Annotated in this window: 19 protein-coding genes; 5 read left to right on the top strand and 14 right to left on the bottom strand. The window is 50.7% G+C overall.

The features are described 5' to 3' along the window. Window positions 1–176: 176 nt before the first annotated feature. The 6 genes from RCO25_RS25830 to RCO25_RS25805 form a co-directional block, all read right to left on the bottom strand. On the bottom strand, window positions 177–1862 hold the full coding sequence (locus RCO25_RS25830) for a glycerol-3-phosphate dehydrogenase/oxidase (protein ID WP_308998956.1): 1686 nt from the start codon (window positions 1860–1862) through the stop codon (window positions 177–179). Window positions 1863–2151: 289 nt separating this feature from the next. Then, entirely contained in the window at window positions 2152–3642 is a 1491-nt protein-coding gene (gene glpK, locus RCO25_RS25825) for a glycerol kinase GlpK (RefSeq protein WP_308998955.1), read from the bottom strand. A 32-nt stretch (window positions 3643–3674) separates the two neighbouring features. Continuing rightward, entirely contained in the window at window positions 3675–4229 is a 555-nt protein-coding gene (locus RCO25_RS25820; RefSeq protein ID WP_308998958.1) for a glycerol-3-phosphate responsive antiterminator, read from the bottom strand. A 68-nt stretch (window positions 4230–4297) separates the two neighbouring features. Beyond that, window positions 4298–5317 (bottom strand): LacI family DNA-binding transcriptional regulator, encoded by a 1020-nt coding sequence (locus RCO25_RS25815; RefSeq protein ID WP_308998954.1) that lies wholly within the window; start codon window positions 5315–5317, stop codon window positions 4298–4300. 250 nt (window positions 5318–5567) lie between these two features. Continuing rightward, entirely contained in the window at window positions 5568–5933 is a 366-nt protein-coding gene (locus RCO25_RS25810) for an ArsR/SmtB family transcription factor (RefSeq protein ID WP_308998953.1), read from the bottom strand. A 106-nt stretch (window positions 5934–6039) separates the two neighbouring features. Then, a complete protein-coding gene (locus RCO25_RS25805; protein WP_308998952.1) occupies window positions 6040–8700 on the bottom strand; it encodes a family 78 glycoside hydrolase catalytic domain in 2661 nt (886 codons plus the stop codon). Between the two features lie 219 nt (window positions 8701–8919). Here RCO25_RS25805 and RCO25_RS25800 point away from each other — a divergent pair, with 219 nt between their 5' ends. From RCO25_RS25800 to RCO25_RS25790, 3 genes are read left to right on the top strand one after another with little or no spacing between them, the layout of a single operon-like run. Next, on the top strand, window positions 8920–9807 hold the full coding sequence (locus RCO25_RS25800; protein WP_308998951.1) for a helix-turn-helix domain-containing protein: 888 nt from the start codon (window positions 8920–8922) through the stop codon (window positions 9805–9807). A 16-nt stretch (window positions 9808–9823) separates the two neighbouring features. Then, the gene (locus RCO25_RS25795; RefSeq protein ID WP_308998950.1) at window positions 9824–9985 is read left to right on the top strand and encodes a hypothetical protein; all 162 of its coding nucleotides are present in this window, start codon (window positions 9824–9826) and stop codon (window positions 9983–9985) included. Window positions 9986–10031: 46 nt separating this feature from the next. After that, window positions 10032–10676 (top strand): metal-dependent hydrolase, encoded by a 645-nt coding sequence (locus RCO25_RS25790; RefSeq protein ID WP_308998949.1) that lies wholly within the window; start codon window positions 10032–10034, stop codon window positions 10674–10676. An 87-nt stretch (window positions 10677–10763) separates the two neighbouring features. On the opposite strand, the gene RCO25_RS25785 is transcribed toward RCO25_RS25790, so the two are convergent. After that, complete coding sequence (locus RCO25_RS25785; RefSeq protein ID WP_308998948.1) at window positions 10764–12284, bottom strand: amidase family protein; 1521 nt, start codon at window positions 12282–12284, stop codon at window positions 10764–10766. Between the two features lie 478 nt (window positions 12285–12762). Here RCO25_RS25785 and RCO25_RS25780 point away from each other — a divergent pair, with 478 nt between their 5' ends. Continuing rightward, entirely contained in the window at window positions 12763–14115 is a 1353-nt protein-coding gene (locus RCO25_RS25780) for an aminotransferase-like domain-containing protein (RefSeq protein WP_308998947.1), read from the top strand. Between the two features lie 3 nt (window positions 14116–14118). Here RCO25_RS25780 and pruA read toward each other — a convergent pair whose 3' ends face one another. Genes pruA through RCO25_RS25765 form a run of 3 tightly spaced genes read right to left on the bottom strand, consistent with a single transcriptional unit; the run spans window position 14119 to window position 17824 of the window. Further along, window positions 14119–15666 carry an L-glutamate gamma-semialdehyde dehydrogenase gene (gene pruA / locus RCO25_RS25775; protein WP_308998946.1) on the bottom strand — a complete coding sequence of 516 codons (1548 nt, stop codon included), beginning with the start codon at window positions 15664–15666 and terminating at the stop codon, window positions 14119–14121. Window positions 15667–15704: 38 nt separating this feature from the next. Further along, window positions 15705–16607: an arginase gene (gene rocF / locus RCO25_RS25770; protein ID WP_308998945.1), complete on the bottom strand. Its 903-nt coding sequence runs from the start codon at window positions 16605–16607 to the stop codon at window positions 15705–15707. Between the two features lie 5 nt (window positions 16608–16612). Beyond that, the gene (locus tag RCO25_RS25765) at window positions 16613–17824 is read right to left on the bottom strand and encodes an ornithine--oxo-acid transaminase (RefSeq protein ID WP_308998944.1); all 1212 of its coding nucleotides are present in this window, start codon (window positions 17822–17824) and stop codon (window positions 16613–16615) included. Between the two features lie 164 nt (window positions 17825–17988). Between RCO25_RS25765 and RCO25_RS25760 the strand changes: the two genes are divergently transcribed. Further along, window positions 17989–18300 (top strand): hypothetical protein, encoded by a 312-nt coding sequence (locus RCO25_RS25760; RefSeq protein ID WP_308998943.1) that lies wholly within the window; start codon window positions 17989–17991, stop codon window positions 18298–18300. Window positions 18301–18340: 40 nt separating this feature from the next. Here the strand turns inward: RCO25_RS25760 and RCO25_RS25755 are convergent, their stop codons facing one another. The 4 genes from RCO25_RS25755 to RCO25_RS25740 all read right to left on the bottom strand — a co-directional run bounded on the left by RCO25_RS25755 (window position 18341) and on the right by RCO25_RS25740 (window position 22587). Next, window positions 18341–19306, bottom strand: a complete 966-nt coding sequence (locus RCO25_RS25755; protein ID WP_308998942.1) for a phosphotransferase family protein — start codon at window positions 19304–19306, stop codon at window positions 18341–18343. Window positions 19307–19432: 126 nt separating this feature from the next. Beyond that, entirely contained in the window at window positions 19433–19729 is a 297-nt protein-coding gene (locus RCO25_RS25750) for a DUF6509 family protein (RefSeq protein WP_308998941.1), read from the bottom strand. Window positions 19730–19842: 113 nt separating this feature from the next. Then, window positions 19843–20775: a manganese-dependent inorganic pyrophosphatase gene (locus RCO25_RS25745; protein WP_308998940.1), complete on the bottom strand. Its 933-nt coding sequence runs from the start codon at window positions 20773–20775 to the stop codon at window positions 19843–19845. 162 nt (window positions 20776–20937) lie between these two features. After that, window positions 20938–22587, bottom strand: coding sequence for a methyl-accepting chemotaxis protein (locus RCO25_RS25740; protein WP_308998939.1), 1650 nt, complete (start codon window positions 22585–22587; stop codon window positions 20938–20940). Window positions 22588–23005: the final 418 nt, after the last annotated feature.

Here is a 23005-nt window from a genome sequence, read left to right as displayed (position 1 = left end):
TGATAGAGCAAAAGCAGCCCGCCCTCGGATGAGGGACGAGCTGCTTTTTTAGTTTCCGCGATAACATTTCCAATTTGAAGCTTACTTTTACTCAAAAGCAAGGCTTTTGCAGGGCTCTCATTTCTGCGCCTCAGCTTTTTTATCAAATAGTAGTACAACCCCAATTAATCATTCGGTTAGCTGCGCAGCGGCTCAACGGCTTCTACCAGCTTTTCCTCAAGCTCCGCTGTATAAACAGCGTGCTGCTCCCCGCTCCAGCCGAGACGATCCGCCATTGCAGCAATAACCGCTTCCTTCCACTGCTTCACGTATCCGATTCTGAAGAACAAATCGCCAGTACGGCGAATGAAGAAATCTACGGGCTTCACCGTCATTTCCGCTTCTAGAGAATAGCGCAGTTGAACCGCCAGTACTCGCGGGAGTTCAAAAGCAGCAGCCCATTCCGCCGTGCTCTGCGACATCGCGAAGAGTTGATCGACATTAGAACCGTAGCGTTCCGCTAGATAAGCCGACTCTTCCTTCGTAAATCCATATTGGGCGCCTTCGGCTGTTTTCTTCCGCACAAAGGGCTCAAAACCGTTTGATCCGCCTAAGTCTCCGCCTGACATCGGAATCGTCTTGGTTTTGCTTTTGGCAAAATGAACAGTGCTGCCTTCCTGACCCAGCAGCTCGACGACCTTATCGACGACCGTCTCCGCCATTTTGCGATAGCCTGTCAGCTTGCCTCCTGCAATTGAAATCAAGCCGGATTCCGATACGAAAATTTCATCCCGCCGGGATATTTCCGAAGGCGACTTTCCTTCCTGCTGGATAAGGGGACGAAGACCTGCCCAGCTTGATTCCACATCGGCTTCGACCAGCTTCAGCTCGGGAAACATAAAGTTTACCGCCTTAAGCAGATAAGTGCGATCTTCAAGCGTCATGACAGGATTAACCGCATTCCCTTTATAGTTGGTATCGGTTGTACCGAAATAAGTTTTTCCTGCGCGTGGAATCGCGAACACCATGCGGCCATCCGGCGTATCAAAGTAAACCGCTTGCCGCAAAGGAAATCTGCTTTTATCAAATACAAGATGAACTCCTTTGGTCAGGCGAAGCGTTTTCCCTTTCTTGGAGCCGTCCATTTCACGGATATCATCTACCCAAGGGCCGGTTGCATTTATAATCTTAGTCGCCGTAAGCTCATATGATTTACCGCTAACGGTGTCTTTAACCAACGCGCCCGTTATTTTATTATCCTTGCCGTAACGCAGCGTCTCCACCTTCGCATAATTGACCGACAAAGCGCCTCTTTCCACTGCCTTCTTCATGACTTCAATCGTCAGCCGCGCATCATCCGTACGATATTCCACATAATAGCCGCCGCCCTTCAAGCCATCGCGCTTCAAAAGAGGCTCCTTCGACAGCGTATCGGCTGCGCTCAGCATCTTGCGGCGCTCTTTTCTTTTTACTCCTGCCAAAAAGTCATATACCCGCAAGCCGATCGATGTCGAAAATTTGCCAAAGGTACCGCCTTTATAAAGCGGCAGCAGCATCCATTCCGGCGTCGTCACATGCGGCCCGTTCTCGTATACGATAGCCCGCTCCTTGCCGACCTCTGCCACTACGCCAATTTCCAGCTGCTTCAAATAACGCAAACCGCCGTGAACAAGCTTCGTTGAACGGCTTGAAGTCCCCGCCGCAAAATCCTGCATTTCCACCAGCGCAACCTTCATTCCTCGAGCCGCGGCGTCAAGCGCGATGCCCGCTCCCGTAATACCGCCGCCTATCACTAATATATCTATCTGCGAATGCTGCATTTCCGCCAGCACTTGCTCCCGGCTTTGCGCAGCAAAGCTTGCTTTTTTCTGATCGTTCTTCATTCTTGTTTCCTCCCGGTCCTATTATTGTTAGTGTTCTGCCAGATGCCGCCGGCTACTCGCGAATATCCCAAAATATCAAGCGTAAACGGCTGTCGCCGTCCTCTGTGGCAAAAGCTGACGTTTCGCGGTGATATATAAGCACATTTATAAGTGAAAACATATAAATTCTTATATATAAACAAAAAAACCACTCAAACCGCTTCCGAGGCCCCCTAAAGGGGTTTGGAAGCGGTCATCGTGGTTTCTCCTGGTCTCCAACCGTTATTAACTTGGGTACATTATAGCATAATTATTGCGCAAAAGCCATGGCCGCTTTGACCGCACGATGCCAGCCGGCGTATAGAGCATCACGCTTCTCATCCTCCATCGCCGGGACAAATACTTTATCGACCTGTCTCAGCTCCGCCAGCTCCTGACGGTTTTTCCAGAATCCAACCGCAAGCCCCGCCAAATACGCAGCGCCAAGCGCAGTGGACTCATTGATAACCGGACGCTCTACCGGCACGCCGAGAAGATCGCTTTGGAATTGCATGAGTAAATTATTATTCACCGCTCCGCCGTCCACTGACAGCGATTGCAGCGGCAAGCCTGATTCCTGTTCCATAACGGATAACACATCCTTGGTCTGATAAGCCAAGGATTCCAAAACCGCGCGAACAAAATGTGCCTTCGACGTTCCCCGCGTCAAACCGAAAACGGCTCCTCGGACATCGCTGTTCCAATAAGGCGTTCCTAACCCAACGAAAGCAGGAACGACATAAACACCATCCGCAGATTCGACCTGCTCTGCAAGCCCTTCCGTCTCAGAGGCCGATTCGATGAGCTCTAAACCGTCACGAAGCCACTGAATGGCAGCTCCAGCGACAAATACGCTGCCTTCAAGCGCATACTCGAGCTTGCCGTCTACCTCCCAAGCAATCGTCGTTAGCAGCCCTTTCTCGGATACAATCGCTTTTGTGCCTGTATTCATAAGCATAAAACAGCCGGTGCCGTATGTGTTTTTCGTGCTTCCTTCTTCATATGCATTTTGGCCGAATAACGCTGCCTGCTGATCGCCAGCCGCTCCGGCCACAGGTATGCAGCAGCCAAACAGCTTCTCATCCAGCTGACCATAAATTTCTGAAGATGAACGAACTTCTGGCAGCATCGCTTTTGGAACCTGCAAAATTCGAAGCAGCTCGTCATCCCAGCAGCGCTCATGAATGTTAAACATTAGCGTTCGAGCCGCATTGGATACATCCGTTACATGCACCGCCCGGCCCGTCAGATTCCATATGAGCCAAGTATCGATCGTACCGAATAACAGCTCACCATTCTCGGCGCGCTCCCTTGATCCCTCGACCTGCTCCAGCAGCCAGTTCACCTTCGTACCTGAAAAATAAGCATCGATAAGCAGACCGGTCTTCTCATGGAAGGCTTGCTCATAGCCATCTTGCTTAAGCCTGTCGCTGATGCCTGCCGTTTGACGGGATTGCCATACGATGGCATTATACACCGGCTGGCCCGTGGCTTTATCCCACACAACCGTCGTTTCCCGTTGATTCGTAATTCCGATTCCTGCTATTTGGTCAGCGGTTATGCCTGTTTTGGCCATAACCTCGGCGATTACCTTCTTCGTCGATTCCCATATAAACAACGCGTCCGCCTCGACCCACCCCGGATGCGGGTAGTGGAGCGGAAGCTCCTCGCGAGCCATATTAACGATAGCTCCGCTTCGATCGACGAGCAGCGCCCTCGTGCTTGTTGTTCCTTGATCAAGCGAAAGCATATAAGTTTCCATTCCTATTCCTCCTTCATCCATTCATTCTTGCTTTACTCCGCAGGCTTCCACAGCTCCTTCCGCGATGTCGTTATCGCTGAAGCACCCGCTTCAATCGCCTGCTTGACATGCTCTTGCGTTCGGATAAGGCCGCCCGCAATAATTGGAATACCGCTCCGCTGCTTAACCTCGCTTATAATATCCGGTATAACCCCCGGCAGCACCTCAATGAAGTCGGGGCGATTCTTGTCCAGCACCGTGTAGCTTCGCTCTAACGCATCCGAATCGATTAGAAAGAGCCTTTGTATCGCAATAAGTCCATTCTGTTTCGTACGTCCGATCACGCTTGAGCGTGTAGAGATAATGCCTGCTGGTCGTATGGATTGGCAAAGAAACTCAGCCGCATATTCGTCGTTTTTCAAGCCGTCGATCAGGTCGGCGTGCAGCAGTACCTTTTTCCCATGCTGATTTGTTAAGTCAACGATATTTTTCAGTTGTCCCAAATGCCCGCCCAGCAGCACCATATATGAAAAAGGGGAGGCAAGAACAGCCTCCACATCTTTCAGCTTATGAACCGCCGGCAGTACATTTTGTCCGTTCAGCAACAATGACAAAGCCTGCCACCTCCGCTCAAATTCGACTGCCATTCATCCTATATGACACCGCTTATTACCGTTTACAGCTGCGTCGGTTTACCGCTGCTCTCACGCTCTTGAAGCCTCGTCGGCAATACAATCTTCTTCGCTATTTCCCGCTTCGCAGCCAATCGATCCGCCAGCAGCTCGACCGCCGTCTCGCCCATATGCTCCATATGGACCTTTACCGTCGTAAGCGGCGGCTGCAAAAAGGCCGAAATCGCAATATCGTTGTAGCCCACAATTGAAATATCTTGCGGCACCCGCAGCTTCGCTTCATGGAGCGCCCTTAGCGCACCGACTGCCATCGAATCATTTTCGATAAAAAAAGCCGTTGGCAGCTTTTCTTCGGCTATCGCCTGCTTCATCAGCTTATAGCCTTCCTCGGAATATAAATGTTCGCCCGTAAAAATCAGCTCGGCATTGAACAGCCCTTCAGCGGAAAGCCGCTCCATGAATACAAGCTCGCGCTCATCGCGCACGCGTTTATTGTTTACGAAGTTATGCCCGCCTATATAGCCGATCGACGTATGGCCAAGCCCAATTAAATAATCGATGACTTCTGAAACCGACTTCCGCAAATCGATCACGACCGAGTCGAACCGGTTATCATCAGGAGACGAATCGACAAATATAATATTTTCCAGACCTTCTGGAAAACGATCCAAGTCTTCCTTCTCGAAGCGGCCGATCGCGATCATGCCGTCAAACGATTCCCCAGGCCACTCTTTCCCTGCAGGTTCTCCCCGCAAAAACAATTTAACCAGATCCATTTGCCGCTGGAAGCATTCCCGCTCGATCCCAAGCCGAATAGCCAAATAATACGGATCAAGCATTTCTTCCTGGTCGGAGTACCAGTTCACAAGTCCGACCCGGTAACGATCTTTGACCGCCAAGCCGTTACGCTGGCGCAGTGTCTTGTAATTTAAATGCTGCGCAGCTTCAAATATCCGTTTGCGCGTCTCGTCCGTTACCGAAATGCCGGGATCATAATTAAGCACCCGCGATACGGTTGCGATTGAAACCTTTGCTTTTTGTGCGATATCCTTTATCGTAGCCATACGCCGTTCCTTCCTGCAGGCCGCGGCCGCGCTATGCAAGAGCCAAAGCGCGCCTCAAAGCCCTCGTTACTTTCAATATGCCAGATTTCTTGATCCATGACAATAGAACGGATGAGATAAGTAAAATTATACTGTTTTTTTACTAAAAATAAATAACATTTTGTCCCTACAACTAAATGCACGACTGTTTTCCTCAAAAAAAGGCTGCCCAACAGGTAATTAACCTGAAGAGCAGCCTTTCCAGAATCTATTATTCATGCTTTAAATGCTGAAGCGTCAGTAAAAAGATTTGTTCCACATGATCGTCATCAAGCGAGTAGAAAACCGTTTTGCCGACCTTTCTCCGCTTTACGATACGCATATTCCGCAGCAGCCGCAGCTGATGGGAAACCGCTGATTGACCCATCGAGAGCACTTCAGTCAGGTCGTGAACGCAGAGCTCTGATTGGACGAGCGCATGGATCATCTTCACCCGCGTCGGGTCGCCCAGCGCCTTGAACAGATCTGCCAGCTGGGCAGCGGTTGTCTCCGGAATCAATTTGCTTTTTACATTCTCTATGTTTACCTCAGAGCCTGCGCATGTATCATCACATGCCGCGGCAACTTGAATATCCATTTTTCATCCCACCAACCCTATTTGTCCTGAAGCACATTATAACATGTTTTAGAGTAAGGGGGTGAGCCTGATCCGCTGCCTGCTGCCTATGCCGTGCAAGAATTCCCTACCACGCTAACCGATAGCTGCCTGATCCAGCCGTGATTGTAAGGCCATCCGCCGCCGCATGTACCGCATTTATTCCCGCAGCTTCGCTGAGCGCGGCGCCGCTCTCGGTAACCTTGGATTCAGCCGTTGTGTCCGGCAGCCGAATATTTGCCGTCGCATTCGGCGGTATGGTCACGTCCAGCGTATAGGCTCCGTTCTCTGATTTGTTCCATTTAGAGCTGACGGTTCCGTACAGGGTTTCCAAGCTTCCTTCGGCCCAGGTCAGCCCCTCGCCAGGCTGCGGCGCAATGATAATCTGTTTGTAGCCCGGAGCTGTTTCCACCGTTTGAATGCCTGCTGCCGTCCGGTACATCCAATCACCAATGGCGCCGTACGCATAGTGGTTGAACGAGTTCATATCCTTGCTCCAGAAGCTTCCATCCTCCTTGATTCCGTCCCAATGCTCCCAAATGGTCGTTGCGCCCTTCGTCACCGGGTAAAGCCAAGATGGATAGGTCTGTTGAAGCAGCAGCTTATAGGCAATCTCGTTCTGGCCGTAAGCGCTGAGCACATGGTTTAAATATGGCGTGCCCACGAAGCCGGTCGTCAGATGGAAATCACTTTGCTTCAGCAGCTCGGACAGCTTCTCGATGGCCCGTTTCTCGGCAGTCTCGTCAAGCAAGCCAAACATCAGGGCAAGCACTTGAGCCGTTTGCGTCGGAACGGCGAGCCTCCCCGATGCCGTTACGAATTTCTCCCGGAATGCGGATACGATTCGGTCATAAAGCTGCTGATATTCCGCCTCGGCCTCAGATTTATTCAGGATCGCAGCCGTCTTCCGAACAAGTGATACCGAGTACGCATAAAAGGCCGTCGCTATGAAATCGCGATCCGTTGCGCCTATGTAATCGCCGGATTTAGCATCGAGCCCAAGCCAGTCGCCAAAGTGAAAGCCCGTATTCCACAAAAACTCGTTTTCGCCCTGTCGACGAATATACGAAACCCATGCCGCCATACTTTCAAATTGCTGTTCCAAAATTCGTTTGTCGCCGTAACAAACATAAAGGGTCCATGGACAAATAACAGCCGCGTCACCCCAAGCCGCCGAGGATTGATCCTGCTCTTTCAGCACATGGGGAATAACGAATGGAACGCCGCCATCCTCGCCTTGTTCGGACTCCAAATCGCGCAGCCACTTGGTGAAGAAAGGAGCAACGTTCGTTAAATAGGAGGCCGTCTGAATGAACATTTGTGCGTCGCCCGTCCAGCCTAGCCGTTCATCTCGCTGCGGACAATCGGTCGGCACGTCAAGAAAGTTGCCCTTTAAGCCCCATTTGATGTTGTGCTGAAGCTGATTGACGAGCGGCTCCGAGCATGCGAAATGCCCCGTTTCCTCCATATCCGAATGCAGAACAACGCCTGTAAAATCATCCAGCTCCAGCTCCTCCGGGAACCCGAGCAGCTGCACGTAACGGAAACCTTGGAAGGTAAACCGCGGTTCGAAGGATTCACGCTCTCCGCCCCTTAGTACGTAGCTGATGCTCTGCTTGGCCGCCCGCAAATTTTCGGTGTAGAAATTGCCCTCATTATCCAGAACCTCGGCGTGCAGCAGCGTTACCTCCGTTCCTGCCGTTCCCTCTACCTCAAATTGAACCCAGCCGACCATGTTTTGGCCAAAATCAAGCACCCGCTCTCCCTTCGGGGTCGTGAACAGGGCAATCGGCTTTAATCTCTCTTGCTTGCGTACCGGCTCATTTATTTGCGGCTTCAGCATCTCCAGCCCATGCTCGATCACAACGGCGGGTTGCCAGCCTTCTCCGTTTTCTTCATAGGCAGCTGTGCTCCAGCCCTTCCGTTCAAGGCGCGCATCGTAGGTTTCACCGTGATAAATCTCCGACAGCTGGATCGAACCGACAGCAGCCTTCCAGCTGTCATCCGAAACGATCAGCTCCTCCGTGCCGTCGGAATACACAACCCGCAGCTGCAGCAGCAGCGCCAATTGATCGCCATACAAGCAGCGCTGATTGCCCCATGCCAAATTCCCTTTATACCATCCATTGCCAAGCCAAGCACCTATCGCATTTTCTCCTGACTCTAGCAGCGCTGTCACATCATACGTCTGCGTCTGCAAAGTATGGTTGTAGCTCGTCCAGCCAGGCGTAAAATAACAGTCGCCCACCCGCCGTCCATTAAGCTCCAGCTCATAAAGCCCCAGTGCAGTCGCATACAGCCGCGCTTCTTTCACCGTTCCTGCAAGCTTGAAACTCTTTCTTAGCAGCGGTGAGGGCTCGGCTTCGACAGGCAGCAGCGCAAGCGGCGCGGCAATCCATTCCGCTGACCATTCTTCCGGGCTGAGCAACCCCATCTCCCAGAAGGCCGTCTCTGACCACGGTGAATGCTCCCCCAATTGATTCCATGCCCGAACGCGGTAGTAATAGCGCTTGCATGATTCCGCTTGAAAGGCTTGCAGCTCCACAAGCACCGATTGATCAGAATCCACCCGCCCCGACTTCCAAATGACAGAAGCAAATTCCGCATCGCCGGCTATCTCGATTTCATAGGCAATCTGGCTTACCCCGCGCTCATCCGATTGCAGCTTCCAGCTCAGCCGAGGCCTTGCCACACCGATTCCAATCGGATTTTCCTGATACTCACAGCGCAGTCCTCTCGTCTCGAACATGCTATATTCCTCCTAAAGTTCGTTTATACTGCTGCACTTTGCTAGTTTCCTATCCGTGCCCGCGTCATTTATCGAGTGTTCGCCTTCCTTGCCACGTTGCTTTCCTCTATAATTATATGAAAGCCGTTTAAATTATTTACAGGTGAAAAGGACAAAAGTATGGGGTAATCCGGACATTTCCGCATGAGGCTAAAAATTTTTCTTTGGGGAGAGCGCTGCATGAACCATCCCGTAGAAACGTACCGTGGCGAGCACTTTTTTCAGAAGAACCTGCTGCTCTACGTCAATCGCGCCGTCGAAAGCATTATGAGCCCTTATCATGATCATGATTTTCTTGAATGCGTATATATTGCTGAAGGAACGGGCTACCATCACATCGGGGATCAAGTACATAAGGTGAGCAAAGGACAGGTATTTTTCATTCCCATCGGTATTTCGCATGTGTTTCGACCGCTTTCCACAAACAAAAAGAGCAGCCCTTTAGGCGTATTCAACTGCGTCTTTTCTCCGCTGCTGCTGCATAAGCTTAGTGCATTCGCTTCGGATTACCGCCTCGCGCAGCTTTTGAATGATATGGAGAACGGGCATTGTCCGTATTATTCCTGCATGGATAATAATGACGAATTCGAGAAGCTGTTTCGATCGATGCACCGTGAATATGAGCTTCCTCGGACCGGCTCATCGGATTACTTGCATTCCCTGCTGCTGCAGCTGCTCGTTACGCTGCAGCGCTCGATGGAGCATGACAACCTGGCACAGGCTGCGCAGCAAACGTCTTTTCATATGCTGTTGAATGAGCTGGATCAGCATTACAATCAGGAGCTGACGCTTGCTAAGCTTGCGGAGGCAAGCGGCTGGAGCGAGCGGCATCTGCAGCGGCTTTTTATGCAGCATACGAAGCAGAGCTTCTACCGCTACCTGCAAAATTTACGCATCCAAAAAAGCCAAGAGCTGCTTCGCGGCTCTATGCTCAAAATCAGCGCCATCGCCGAGATGGTCGGCTACAGGGACATTCATTCTTTTAACGCGTTATTCAAAAGATGCACGGGCATGACGCCAAGCGTTTACCGCAAGGAAACAACGATTACCGGCAAGCTGATTAGATAGGAGGTTCTAGGCCAACATGTTTACGCTGAAAGAAAAGCTTTATCTGCTTCAATTGCTCAAGGAGCAAAACCGGAAGCGGATATTCGGATTCGGCAAAAAAGACCCGTCACATGACCGGCTCGTAGAAAAGCTGGAGCAAATGGTACGCAATGAACAGGTTAACCGCGAACAACTATAATAGACTGCAATTTCGTAACTACACATCGTCAGTCACAGGAGGATTTATGACAGGAAAGACCCATTTGGCCATTGGAGCCGCTGTTGGCGCCGCCGCTTCCGTTTATTTTCCCTTTACCTTGGAGAATGCCGCTATTTACATTGCGGTAGCGGGATTCTCTGCTTTAAGCGCCGATCTTGACGGCCCCAGCATGCTAAGCACCAAGCTCAGCAAAATATCCAAGCTTATTCGCGAGTTTACACTGTGGTCAGGCTTCCTGCTTGCAGGCATCATCTGCTATTATTTCTTCACTGACCGCACGCCGTCCCCCTTGTACATCGGGGTTGCCGGCGCTGTCTTCCTGCTTGGCCTGGTCGCTAAACAAGGCGTCATTCGAAATGTGCTTGCCAGCGCCGTCGGCATTATCGTCATGTATGCCGGTTATTACTATCAGATGAACTGGCTTATCGGCTTTGGGCTGTTTGCCGCTTGGGTGCCCTGGCTGAAGCATCGCGGCATGACGCATACGGTATGGGCTGTCCCGATTTGGGGAGCTATCGGCTGGGGACTGGAAAACCAGCTTGAGCTCGAAGGGATCGCAATCGTTGCGATGCTCGGTTATTTATCCCATCTCGTAGCGGATACCCTTACGCCAAGCGGCGTGAAATGGCTTTATCCGTTAACAAAAAAATCGTTTAAACTCCGGCTGTAGGCGCTGATAACAGACCAAACAGCAAATAGGCGCAAGCATGTGACCTCAGGATCTCTGCTTGCGCCTATTTTATTGGCCTAAAAGGCATTAGTTAAATGCGGAAGGTGGATACCGGTGCTTCGTCGCCTGCTCGTATCCGTATGCAAGCTTAATGAGCGTCGGCTCACTGAAGGCGGTACCGATAAAGGAAATGCCCTGCGGCCCCTTGGTCACATAGCCGCCCGGCGCTATGATTCCTTGCTCGGCATCGCCACCGGGTACCGTTATGACAGGATAACCCGCCCTTGCGGCAAGATCGTCGCCGCCCTCGTTGCCGAGGAACAGAAGCGCATCCAACCGATATTTCTCCAAAGCAGCGTCAATGCCTTGCTTCCCGGCCAGCTCTTTATTTCTTCGCAGGCTTTCCATATACTCCGGCTCCGTCAGCGTTCCGCTCGTCTCCTCTGACCAAATCAAAGTGCCTTGACCGTATTTCAATGCGATTTCGGCAAACCTTTCATTGTAGGCAATCAGCTCCTGCAGCGAATGGACGGGTACCGATTCATCCAGCTTTGCCAAATAATCATTCAGGTATCTTTTGAACTCGTACCGCAGTACATGCCAGTCCCAATCAACCTGCTCGCAAGGCAGCTCCACGGGATCAATGATGGCGGCGCCTGATTCCTTTAAAGCCTCGATGGCTCGCTCTATGACCGCTAACCTGTCCTCGTCTAAATCTTTATAATAAAAGCGCGGAATCCCGATCCGGGCTTGCTTCAAATAGCTTGCATCCAAGAAGGATGTGTAGTCTTGCTGCGCGTGCCTCGCTCCCGCCGCGGTTGCCTCGTCTCGCTCATCCGCCCCTGCTATCACTCCGAGGAGAATAGCCGCGTCGGTTACCGTTCTCGCCATGGGTCCAGCTGTATCTTGGCTGTTCGTAATCGGAATGATGCCTGCTCGGCTGACTAATCCAATCGTAGGCTTAATGCCGACCAATGCTGTCTGGCATGCCGGGCTGATAATCGAGCCGGAGGTTTCCGTTCCGATTGCAGCCGCTCCCAGATTGGCGGCAACCGCGGCAGCTGACCCGGAGCTCGAACCGCCGATGAACAGCTCCCCCGGACCATAAGGATTAAGTGTCTGCCCGCCTCTGGAGCTGTAGCCTGCCCACATCGACCCTGACATAAAGTTTGCCCACTCGGTCATATTTGTTTTTCCCAGTATTACAGCACCCGCGGCACGCAGTCTGGCAGCTACGGCAGAATCCTCCGCGGCGTAAGAGTTTGCCAGCGCCACTGAACCTGCGCTCGTGTGCAGCCTATCCCGCGTATCGATATTATCCTTCAGCAAAATCGGAATACCATGCAAGCTCCCCCGGCTTCCGGTCTCGCCCCGTTCCTTATCCAAAGCCTTTGCGATGTCAATCGCATCCGGGTTGATTTCCAGTAGGGACCGAAGCAGCGGATCATGTGTCCCGATCCGCTCCAGGTACAGCGTGACCAGCTCTTCCGAGCTCAGCCAGCCCTCTTCCATTGCGGCTTGCATCCCAAAAATGTCCGCTTCAATGATCCATTTTCGCTTATTTATTTTCACTTGTTCATCCCCCATCCTGCCTCGTTCTCTTCCCATTCTTCTCTCATCCTAACCAACATGGGGAGTCCTGTCACCGTAATGAATAAGTATAGCCAAACTTTCCAAGCTGACTCTTTCGGCGCTATGCTTTTTTATCCGTTAGTTCAATTAACGGGAAAAGTTCCAGTTAAATCCTTCGTAAGTGGCACTCATGAGCTTTTAGATGGAACTTCTCCTGCTAATCGTCACAATTTCCCGCCAATACCCAAAAAACCGCCCATTTAACTGGAGCTTTTCCATCTATAACAATCCTGCTGCATCATCAGAATAGATATAACAGGAGAAATTCCCTCTACTTCAACAACATACGGCCGTAGTGTCTCCCCCTGCTAACGAGCGAAACCGAAAACGACTGTCACTGTCCAATTTGATGTACTTCATTCAAGAAAAGAGCAGGTTTAGCACATCTCCTCCGCCTCGCATGCTACACTATTCGAAATGCACTAAAACGGTACGGATAGAGAGGAGCTTGCACATGTACATCTATTTAAAGCTCATGAGCCAGCTGGAGGAGCTGCTCTCGAAGCAGCCTTATCGAGACGGGCAAAAGCTGCCTTCCATTCGCACGCTCGCCAAGCATTTTGGCTGCAGCATAAGCACGATTGTCAAAGCATTAGAGGAGCTTGAGAAAAGGCATCTGGTCTATGCAATGCCGAAGAGCGGCTATTATGTGGTGAAAGGGAACCAGACCGCGCCAAGCGAAGCGAACGGCGTTTTGAATTTTGCCGCTGCAGCTCCCGATCCCGCACTGTTTCCTTATTTGGACTTTCAGCACTGCATTAATAAAGCGATCGATACCTATCAGAAGGATTTATTCATGTACGGCACGGCCAAAGGAATGGATTCCCTTGTGGACATCGTGTGCAAGCAATTAGCAAGCTATCAGGTTTTCACGCCGGAGAGGAACGTGTTTATCGTATCCGGAATCCAGCAGGCGCTGTCGCTGCTTGCGGTTATGCCTTTTCCAAATGAAAAAAACAAAGTGCTGATTGAGCAGCCCGGCTACCATCTATTTATTGAATATTTGGAGACGCGCCGCGTGCCGGTTATCGGCATTGAACGTCATGCGGACGGGATTGATTTTGACAGGCTGGAGGAGCTCTTTCGTACGGAGGATATTAAGTTTTTTTATACGATGCCGCGCTTTCATAATCCGCTTGGCTGCTCTTATTCGCGAGAGGACAAGAAGCTGCTCGCCAAACTGGCCGCCAAATACGATGTGTATATTATTGAAGATGACTACTTGGCTGACTTTGAGCAGGACAGCAAGGCCGATCCGGTATTTGCCTACGACGGCTCGTCCCATGTTATTTACCTAAAAAGCTACTCGAAAATTATATTTCCGGGCCTGCGCATCGGTGTCGCGGTTATCCCTGACAGCCTTGCCGAACCCTTTCGATTGTACAAAAAACAAAATGACATCGACAGCTCCATGCTCTCGCAAGCCGCGCTTGAAATCTATTTGCGAAGCGGCATGTTCGAGCGTCACCGCAGCAATATTCGCGATCGCTACGCGGTAAGGGCCAAGCTTCTCGATTCGGCTCTTATGCAGGCAGCATCTCAACGCAGCGGCGCTTTCTCATACGAACGCTCCAACCAGCCGATTATCCATACTCATATTGTGCTGGATCGAACGATTTCAGTCCCGCAGCTTATCAGACATTTACGCAAGGAATCGATTCTCGTTGACACTGTGGATCGTGACTACTTGTCTTATTTTCAGCGAACTAATCTATTGAAGCTAAACGTGACGAACGTGAACGAAGAGAACATAACGAGAGGAATCGAACGGATTGGCGACTTGTTGGCCCAATCCGCTCGAAAGTAACCGTTAGAACCTCTCTGATACAACCTTCGCCTGCATGAAGAGCAACAAGTAATCGCGTCCGCCTGCTTTCGAATCCGTACCCGACATATTAAAGCCGCCAAAGGGATGGACGCCGACTAAAGCACCCGTGCACTTCCGATTCAAATAAAGATTACCTACATGGAACTGCTCGCGGGCCTGCTCCAAGCGGCTGCGGTTCCGCGAGATGACCGCGCCCGTCAATCCATATTCGGTATTGTTCGCAATATCAAGCGCCGCATCGAAGTTATCGGCTTTGATAAAGGCTAAGACGGGCCCGAATATTTCCTCCTGGGAAATGCGCGCGTAAGGGGCCACATCCCTGACAATCGTCGGCTCAATGAAATAACCGCTGCTGTCTCCGATTGTCCCTCCGTGCACGATAACGCCTTCGCTGCGCCCAACCTCGATATATTTTAAAATACTCATATAAGCTCGTTCATCAATGACAGGTCCCACATCGGTGCTCTGCTCGCTGGCCTTCCCAAGCTTAAGCTGCTTCGTTCTTTCCACAACCTTCTCAATAACCTCTTCATAGACCAGCTCATGCACGACCGCCCGCGAGCAGGCGGAGCATTTCTGACCGGCATAACCAAAGGCGGAGGCGGTAATCGCATCCGCGGCAAGATCAAGATCCGCATCCTCATCCACGATAATCGTATCCTTGCCGCCCATCTCCGCCACGATCCGTTTGATCCATCTTTGATCCTGCTGGTTAATAGACGCCTTCTCGTTGATACGCAAACCGATCTCCCTGGAGCCCGTAAAGCAGATAAAGCGGGTTAATGGATGCTCCACCAGAAAATCGCCCACCTCGCTGCCCGCTCCCGGCAGGAAGTTCACCACGCCGTCCGGCAGTCCCGCAGCGTCCAGAAGCTCGACAAACTTGGCGGCAATGACGGCGGTAGCGCTGGCTGGCTTCAGAACCACGGTATTACCGGCAACGACTGCCGCCATCGTCATGCCCGCAAGTATGGCAAGCGGAAAGTTCCAGGGCGGGATAATGATGCCCACGCCAAGCGGAATGTAGACAAGCTCGTTATCCTCGCCTGTTAAAGGCACCAGCGGCTGGCGCTCGGCCAGTCTCTCCATTTCTCGACCGTAAAATTCCAGAAAATCAATCGCTTCGGCCGTATCTCCATCGGCCTCGGCCCAGCTTTTGCCCGCTTCGTACACGAGCCATGCAGAAAATTCATGCTTGCGCCGTCTCAGCAAGGCTGCCGCCTTGTAAAGCACTCTTGCTCTGGCGGGAGGCGTCACTTTCTTCCAATCCTCAAACGCAGCAGCAGCCGCGAGAACGGCCTTATGCGCAAAATTCGTGTCTGCTTGAGATACAATGCCCACAATCTGCTTCACATTCGAAGGGTTAATCGATTTCCGCTTTTGTATCGTTTCGATACGATCAGGCCCAATCTTTAGCATATATTCCCGGCCGAGCTCCAGCTCCACCTTGCGCAGCGCCTCCTGAAAATCGTTGATATGGTCGGTTACATTAAAATCGGTAAAAGGTTCGTTCTGAAATGGCTCCCGCATAGGCGTATCCCTCCTATCCATTCGAATCGATTCATCCTTTACAAAATCTGCTCGCCAAGCAGCGAGCCGATCAGCTCCACAGCTAGCTTAGCCGTCTGATCATTATGGTCGAGGCTTGGGTTGACTTCTACGAACTCCGCCGATGTTACGATATCCGACTGGAACAGGAGCTCCAGCGCAAGATGCGCCTCCCGATAGCTGAGGCCTCCCCGTACAGGCGTCCCTGTACCGGGTGCCTCAATGGGATCAAGGCTGTCGATATCGAAGCTGACATGCACGCCGTCCGTCGTTTGCTTCATCTGTCCAATGACTTTCTCCATCACCCGCGCAATGCCCAGCCGGTCGATGTCATGCATCGTATAACATGCGATGCCTAACGAGCGAATATATGCCTTTTCCCCAGCGTCGAGCGACCTGGCGCCAACAATCGCGACATGCTCCGGCTTTATTTTGGGCAAAATCCCCCTCAAGCTCGTCAACAGCGGGATCCCTCGCCCAAGGCTGATGCCAAGCGACATGCCATGGATATTGCCGGAGGGGCTTGTGTCCTCCGTGTTCAGATCCGAATGGGCATCAAACCAAATGACACCAAGGTTCGCATAATGCTCCGCCAGTCCCGCGACCGTCCCGATCGAGATGCTGTGATCACCGCCAAGAACGAGCGGGAATGCGCCCTCGTCTACGATGTCCGATACGCGGTCCGACAGCCTGCTGCTTATGTCATGCACTTCAGACAAATGTTTGGCATTCGCCGACTTCAGCGGCGGCAAAGGCGAGACCAGGCTGATTTCCCCGGCTAATCGGTAAGCAATATTCAGCTCCGTCAGCTTACCCTCCAGCGCTGCTGCATGCAAAATATGTGCCGGACCAAGCTCCGCTCCGGGGGTACCGGCCCCTTTTCCAAAAGGAACCGCAACGATTGCAACCTCTTGAATGGTCATAGCCGTCACTCCCCTGCCAAAGCGTTGTTATGGAAGACCTCCTGAATCCGCTCAAATGCCCAATCGATCTCATCCGTCGTTATGGTGAGCGGAGGCGCCAGCCGGATGACGAATTCATGCGTTTCCTTGCAGAGCAGACCTGCCAGCATCAGCTTCTCGCAATAGGCCCTAGCTGGTACGGACAGCTCGATGGCAATGAATAGGCCGCGGCCTCTAATTTTAATGATGTCCGGATGCCGCAGCGTTGCAAGCTTAATTATGAAATAGCTCCCAAGCGTAAGCGACCGGTCCGCCAGCTCTTCCTCCTCGATAACTTGGAGCGAAGCAATGGCAACGGCGCAGCTCAGCGGATTGCCTCCAAACGTCGAGCCGTGCGAGCCTGGATCAAACACGTCCATGATGCCCGCATTCGCCGCAATCGCCGATACGGGCATGACTCCTCCGCCAAGGGCCTTGCCCATAATGTAAATATCGGGAACAATTTCCTCCCAATCGCAAGCGAATTTGCGTCCTGTGCGCCCAAAGCCCGTTTGAATCTCATCTGCCACCAGCAGCAGCTGATGCTCCTCGCACAGCTTAGCTGCAGCTGCAAGAAATCCATTCGGCGGAATCCGTATGCCTGCCTCGCCTTGAATCGGCTCAATCAGCACCGCAGCCGTATTCGGCTGAATTGCCGTTTTTAGCGCTTCGATATCTCCGTAGGGCACGATCCGAAATCCTGGCGTGAAGGGTCCGAACCCCTGCCGGTAAGCCTCGCTTGAGGAGAATGAGGTAACCGTCAGCGTCCTTCCGTGAAAATTGCCTTCAAAAACAATGATCTCCGCTTGATTTTCGGGTATATGCTTGACGCTGTAAGCCCAGCGCCTTACCGCTTTTATCGCCGTCTCGACCGCCTCAGCCCCTGTATTCATGGGAAGAATACGTTCCTTTCCGGTATAAGCGGCAAGCTTCTCGCAGAAAACGCCTAAAGCTTCATTATGAAAGGCTCGTGACGTAAGGGTAACCTTATCCGCTTGCTCCTTTAACGCTTCGATGATGCGGGGATGACGATGCCCTTGATTCAAAGCCGAATAAGCGCTCAGCATATCCATGTAGCGCGCGCCTTCCGGATCCTGCACCCAAACGCCCTCTGCGCTGCTAATGACAATCGGCAGGGGATGATAATTATGGGCGCCGTATTGCTCTGCCAGTTCAATATCCTTCTGTGCCCTGTTCATCACCTGCTCCTTTCTGCAAGCCTTGCAAAAAATAGCCTTTTTTGAATTTTATGCGGTTAAGGGGTGACAAATAACAAAGGGGAGAAAGGGAGTGCCAGAAAGTAACATTTCTCTTGTGCAAAAACAAATGCTTGCTTTAATATAAAGCGGGGGGATTTCACAACATGAAAAATAAAAAAGTTTTTTTTACGATGCTGATTAGCCAGATTTTTTTCGGGCTCTTTACGTTGGTTTGGTTATTTGTTGCGTTAATGTCCGTGATGATGTTCGATAATCCCGGCACCGAAAATGTATTTTGGCCTGTGTTGCTCTTTATTGTCAACTGGCTTTATCCCGTGGCGCTTATTTTGTCCATCATCGTCAGTTGGGTGCTGTACCGCTACAATAAAATGAAAACAGCGGTAACTATCGCAATGATTCCGCTGATTTGGGTGCTGGCTATTGGCGGTTTTATGCTCTATGCCAATTTTAGCTAAGCAATGGTTTTTTTCCAAGCTGTAACGGCTGATTAAAAACTTATAAACATTTAGATTCCAAAAAACGCTTCCAGCCCTGCTCCATATTATCCTGCACCCACCGTAAGTGATTCTGATCCTCATACTGCCTGAACGGACACTCTATGCAAAGAATAAGATCCAAATAAAGATCATAGAGTGCTCTGCGGCTTTGCTGCTCCGGTGAAAGTTTCCCTATGCCGTAGCCCTCAAGAAAGGACGCAGACTGATTGAAATGGCTAAAATAGTTCTCCATCAGCGGATCGCCCCAAAGCGCCCGCTCAAAATCAATAATGCCAGAAATGGTCCCGTCCTTTATAAATACGTTGCCGTCCCATAAATCCCAGTGCACCAGCCTCGGTTCCGTGACCTCATCCAGCACGCCTATTCTAAGCGCAGTCTCGTTACGAATCGTATCGTAGTCCGCGGGCAAGCAAACCCCTTCGCTTTCACCGTCAGCGAGAACGCCGAGCAGTAATGTATGGAACGTTTCTCTCCAGGAGGAGATCTCCTTCAAGGCCGCCGCATATAAACCGAACCGTTCCCCGCGTATCTCGTTTAATTGGCGGTTATACACGCCAAGCTGATAATCAATTTTATTTCGCTGATCTTCGGTAAGATCATCCTTCACCTTATTGTAAGGCTCGCCCTCCAGCATCTCCATAATGAAATACTCGCAATCGACAAGCGATTCGGTAGCATCATGGGCATAAACAGCAGGAACGGGCAATACTCCGGCTTCCTTCACAAGACGCAGAACGCCCACCTCCGCTTGCATAAGCCCTTGCTCGTAGCTCATCATCTTCGTATTCGAAGACGGAGCCGCTTTCACGATGACCGATTTCCCATCCTCCAGCGTAACTAGATATGCCGCGTTAGCCCAGCCATCCGTCAGCTCCTTTACAGCTGCTGCAGCTTTACCTAAATTTTTAATTGTAATCGCTGTCATTTCCTGATCCGTGAGCTTCCTTTTTATCGCACTTTCCATGGTTATTCATCTCCCGTTATCGATTTTATTGCTGCAACAGCAAGCTATGCGAATAGAGCCGACCAGGGGCTCTATTCGCGAAGCTTTGTTCATCGTTATGTATGGTCCATGCATCTGCGAGTTCCTTTATTCTTGGGGCTTCTCAAAATGCTCCTTGCAGAACGAAAGCACCATTTTCTCTTCTTCCTCTTCCAGTTCAAAATCAATGTATTTATTCGTGGAAGTCGTCAAAAACTCATATTTGGCGATCTTGGCCGTATCCCCGTCTATGACATAAATGACGCGGAGCGTGACGCCCTCTTCCTGATAAAGCTCATCATCCTCTTCCACAGCCAGATCGAGTATGAATTCATACCTCGTTCCGCTCAAAATGCCAAAAGGATCCTTCATTAATTCAGCGCTGTACTCGGTTATATTAAACATTTGATCCGCTCCTTCTTGATCTAGTATAACAAAACAAAAGCAGCCTGAAACTTGAAAAACAAGCTTCAGACTGCTGTTTTTTTGTTGACGAACGGCACCAGCCGCTCCGTTTCTTACAGGCTGCTTAACGTTTCTGTAAGAACAGGTACGATTTGCGATTTACGGGATACAACGCCCTTCAATAACGCTTTGTTATCGGACAAAGTTACGTTGTAAGCTTTCTCTACAGCCGATGCTTGCGCGCCGAGTGCAAGCGCTACGGAATCATTGTTAAGAATATCCGTAACGACAAGCAGGAACAAGTCAAGACCTTTTGTTTCGATAATATCGTTAAGAGCTGCTTCCAGCTCTGCTTGACGGGAAATAACATCGTTTGTATCTACCGCGTTTACTTGTGCGATTTCAACTTTGTAGCTGCCCATCGAGAATTCTTTCGCATCAAGGGAGATCAGCTGTGCAATCGTTTTGTCGCTTAGGTCTGCGCCTGCTTTAAGCATGTCCAGTCCGTAAGTTTCTGCGTTAACGCCAGCAATTTCAGCAAGCTCGCGAGCAGCTGCAACGTCTTGATCCGTGCAAGTCGGCGATTTGAAGAGCAAGGAATCGGAAATGATTGCAGACAGCATAAGGCCGGCAATTTCTTTACGGATTTCTACGCCGTTTTCTTTGTACAATTTATTCAAAATTGTCGCTGTGCAGCCTACAGGCTCAGCGCGGAAGTAAAGCGGCGCGCTTGTCTCGAAATTAGCAATGCGGTGGTGGTCGATAACCTCTAGCACTTGTACTCTATCGATATCGTTCGCGCTTTGTTGGCGCTCATTATGATCAACCAAAATAACAGTATCCGTCTCGTCAGCAACGTTCTCAATCAAACGAGGTGCCGCGATTCCGAAGTAATCAAGTGCGTATTGGGTTTCGCCGTTTACGTCTCCAAGGCGAATCGCCTCAACGTCAGCACCTAGCTTTGTTTTCAGCTCAGCGTAAGCAATAGCTGATGTAATTGTGTCGGTATCCGGGTTTTTGTGCCCGAAAATAAGCGTTTTAGTCATTTCGAGTACTCCTTAAAGGTTATTTGTCGGATGAGCCTAACAGTCGTTAGCAGCCCGTATCCTTTTATTGATTATATACTAAAAACCATTATAACTTTAAGTGTTCCTTATTCCTATACCTTTACACCGGATTAAATTATAAAATTTGTGAATAATGATCCGCTAGACTATAAAACGCTTATTCAGCGATGTCAGCTCGTCAGACATTGAACGGATCAGCTCAGCCGAAGAGCTAACCTCATCCATAGAAACGATCTGCGCACCGGAGTTAATCGCGATTCCTTCGAAATGCTGAGCTGCCTGCCGCGAAATCCGCTCCATCTCCTCGACCGATGCCGCCACTTCCTCTGATTCGGCGGATACCTCTTCCGAGGCCGCAGACACCTCCTGCAGCTGCATGTTCACTTGCTCCAGCCCCGTCACGATCGACTGGAAAGCCGCTCCCGCATCCTTCACAAGATGAAGCCCTGACTCCACCTTCTGCGTATTCGTCTCCATATCGGAAGACAGCTGCGTGGTTTGCTCCAAAATCGCCGAGATCAGCTCGCCAATCTGAGTTGCCGAAACTTGGGATTGGGCAGCCAGCTTGCGCACCTCCTCCGCTACGACAGCAAATCCTTTGCCGTTCTCTCCCGCATGCGAGGCTTCGATAGCCGCGTTTAAGGCAAGCAAGTTCGTTTGCTTCGCAATGCCCGCCATCACATTCGTAATTTCCCCGATCTCACCTGAACGGCTTTCCAAGCGCTTCGTTGCTGCCAGCATTTGCGCAGCCGTGTAGTGGATAGACTCCATTTCCGCCATCGCATGAACGATTAACTCATTGCCGCGCTCGGTTTGTTCCATCGTCTCCTGCGCGACATCCGACACAATCGCAGCCGATTCCGTAATCCGCAGCATGCTGTGCGTCATACCTTCTACCGCTTTGGTCATATCAGCCGCTCTAATGACTTGTATGTTCGCACCGCCCGAAGCATCCTGAATGCTCGAGGCTATCAATCGGCTCGCTTCTGTTGTGCTCCGCGCATGGCTTGAGACACCCTCCGAGGCTTGGAGCAGACGCTCCGAATTGTCTCTCATGCTTCTAATGACAGTCCGTGTATTCGATACAAGCTGCTCGAAGGTTTTGGCCAGATGTCCGATTTCATCCTTTCGGCTTGTCTTTATGGCAACGGTCATGTCGCCCTCTCTAACCCTGGCAACCTGCGAGGTTAGCTGAAGCAGCGGTCTCGTCAAATAGCTTGCCAGCAAAAAGACGAGTACGATGCCTGCTGCAATAATGGCGCTTGTCACATATAGGGCCGCCTTGCTGTTCTCATCCATTAGCGCATAGACCTTGGTTGCGTCAAAATCAGCGCCCACCACGCCAAGCAGCTCGCCGACCTCGTTCTTTAAGGGCACATACGCCGTAATCGTTGCCCCGTATTCGGCATCATTCGTTAATTCTCCAATTTGCGGCTTGCCTTCAGCAAAGGCTTTGACCATGCCTGGATATTCATTTTCCTCGGGATCGCCAAGCGCCGAGAAATCCTCTGGATCTACGTCCTCTGAAGCACCGTCAACGACATAATAATAAACGGGCTTGCCGTCCTTCTCCGTCTTAGCCAGCGTATATAAATATTTCAATCCGTTCATTTCTCGCAGTTCATTAAGCTGTCCTCGCAGCTTCGTGTAATATTCGGTCTCAACAGCAGCTGTGCTGAGCTCGGAATAAGCCTTCAAATCCACCAGTTTCGCCGCATTCTCGGCGACAAGCTGCGCCTGTGCACCCAATGACGTTTCAACCAACCCCGTCGACGATCGATAAATAGTCATACCGAGTATGACTCCTGCAAGCAAAATTAAAGTGGAGAAAAATAATACCATTCTCGTTAACAAGCGATTCAACTAAAATTCCCCTTCCCGAATGAAAAACTGACTTTGACACTATTTTACAAGATTCGACTGTATTTGTTCTACTGCTAGTTTGTAAAACTAGTAAATTATGCTCTGTTAAAACAATATAACGGATAGGAGCGTTTATTTTATGGCTCGATCATTTCTATGAAATCAATATTGGTCAGCCTTCGCATTAGCGCACCGTACATTTTCGTCAACGCTTAGCCTCCCACTCAAACATCGCGTCTCCGTCTCAGCTTTGAACGCTGCATGCTGCTTCCCCTCAAGATACTACAGTGCAGTTTATACAGCGTATTTTCTTTCGCAAGTCCACATTTCGCACTTCATTGTAGTT

The organism is Paenibacillus sp. LHD-38 (genome assembly GCF_031157315.1).
Classification (GTDB): Bacteria; Bacillota; Bacilli; order Paenibacillales; family Paenibacillaceae; genus Pristimantibacillus.
The sequence above is the reverse complement of the archived record's forward strand: the minus strand, read 5'-3'. Positions and strand labels throughout refer to the sequence as shown.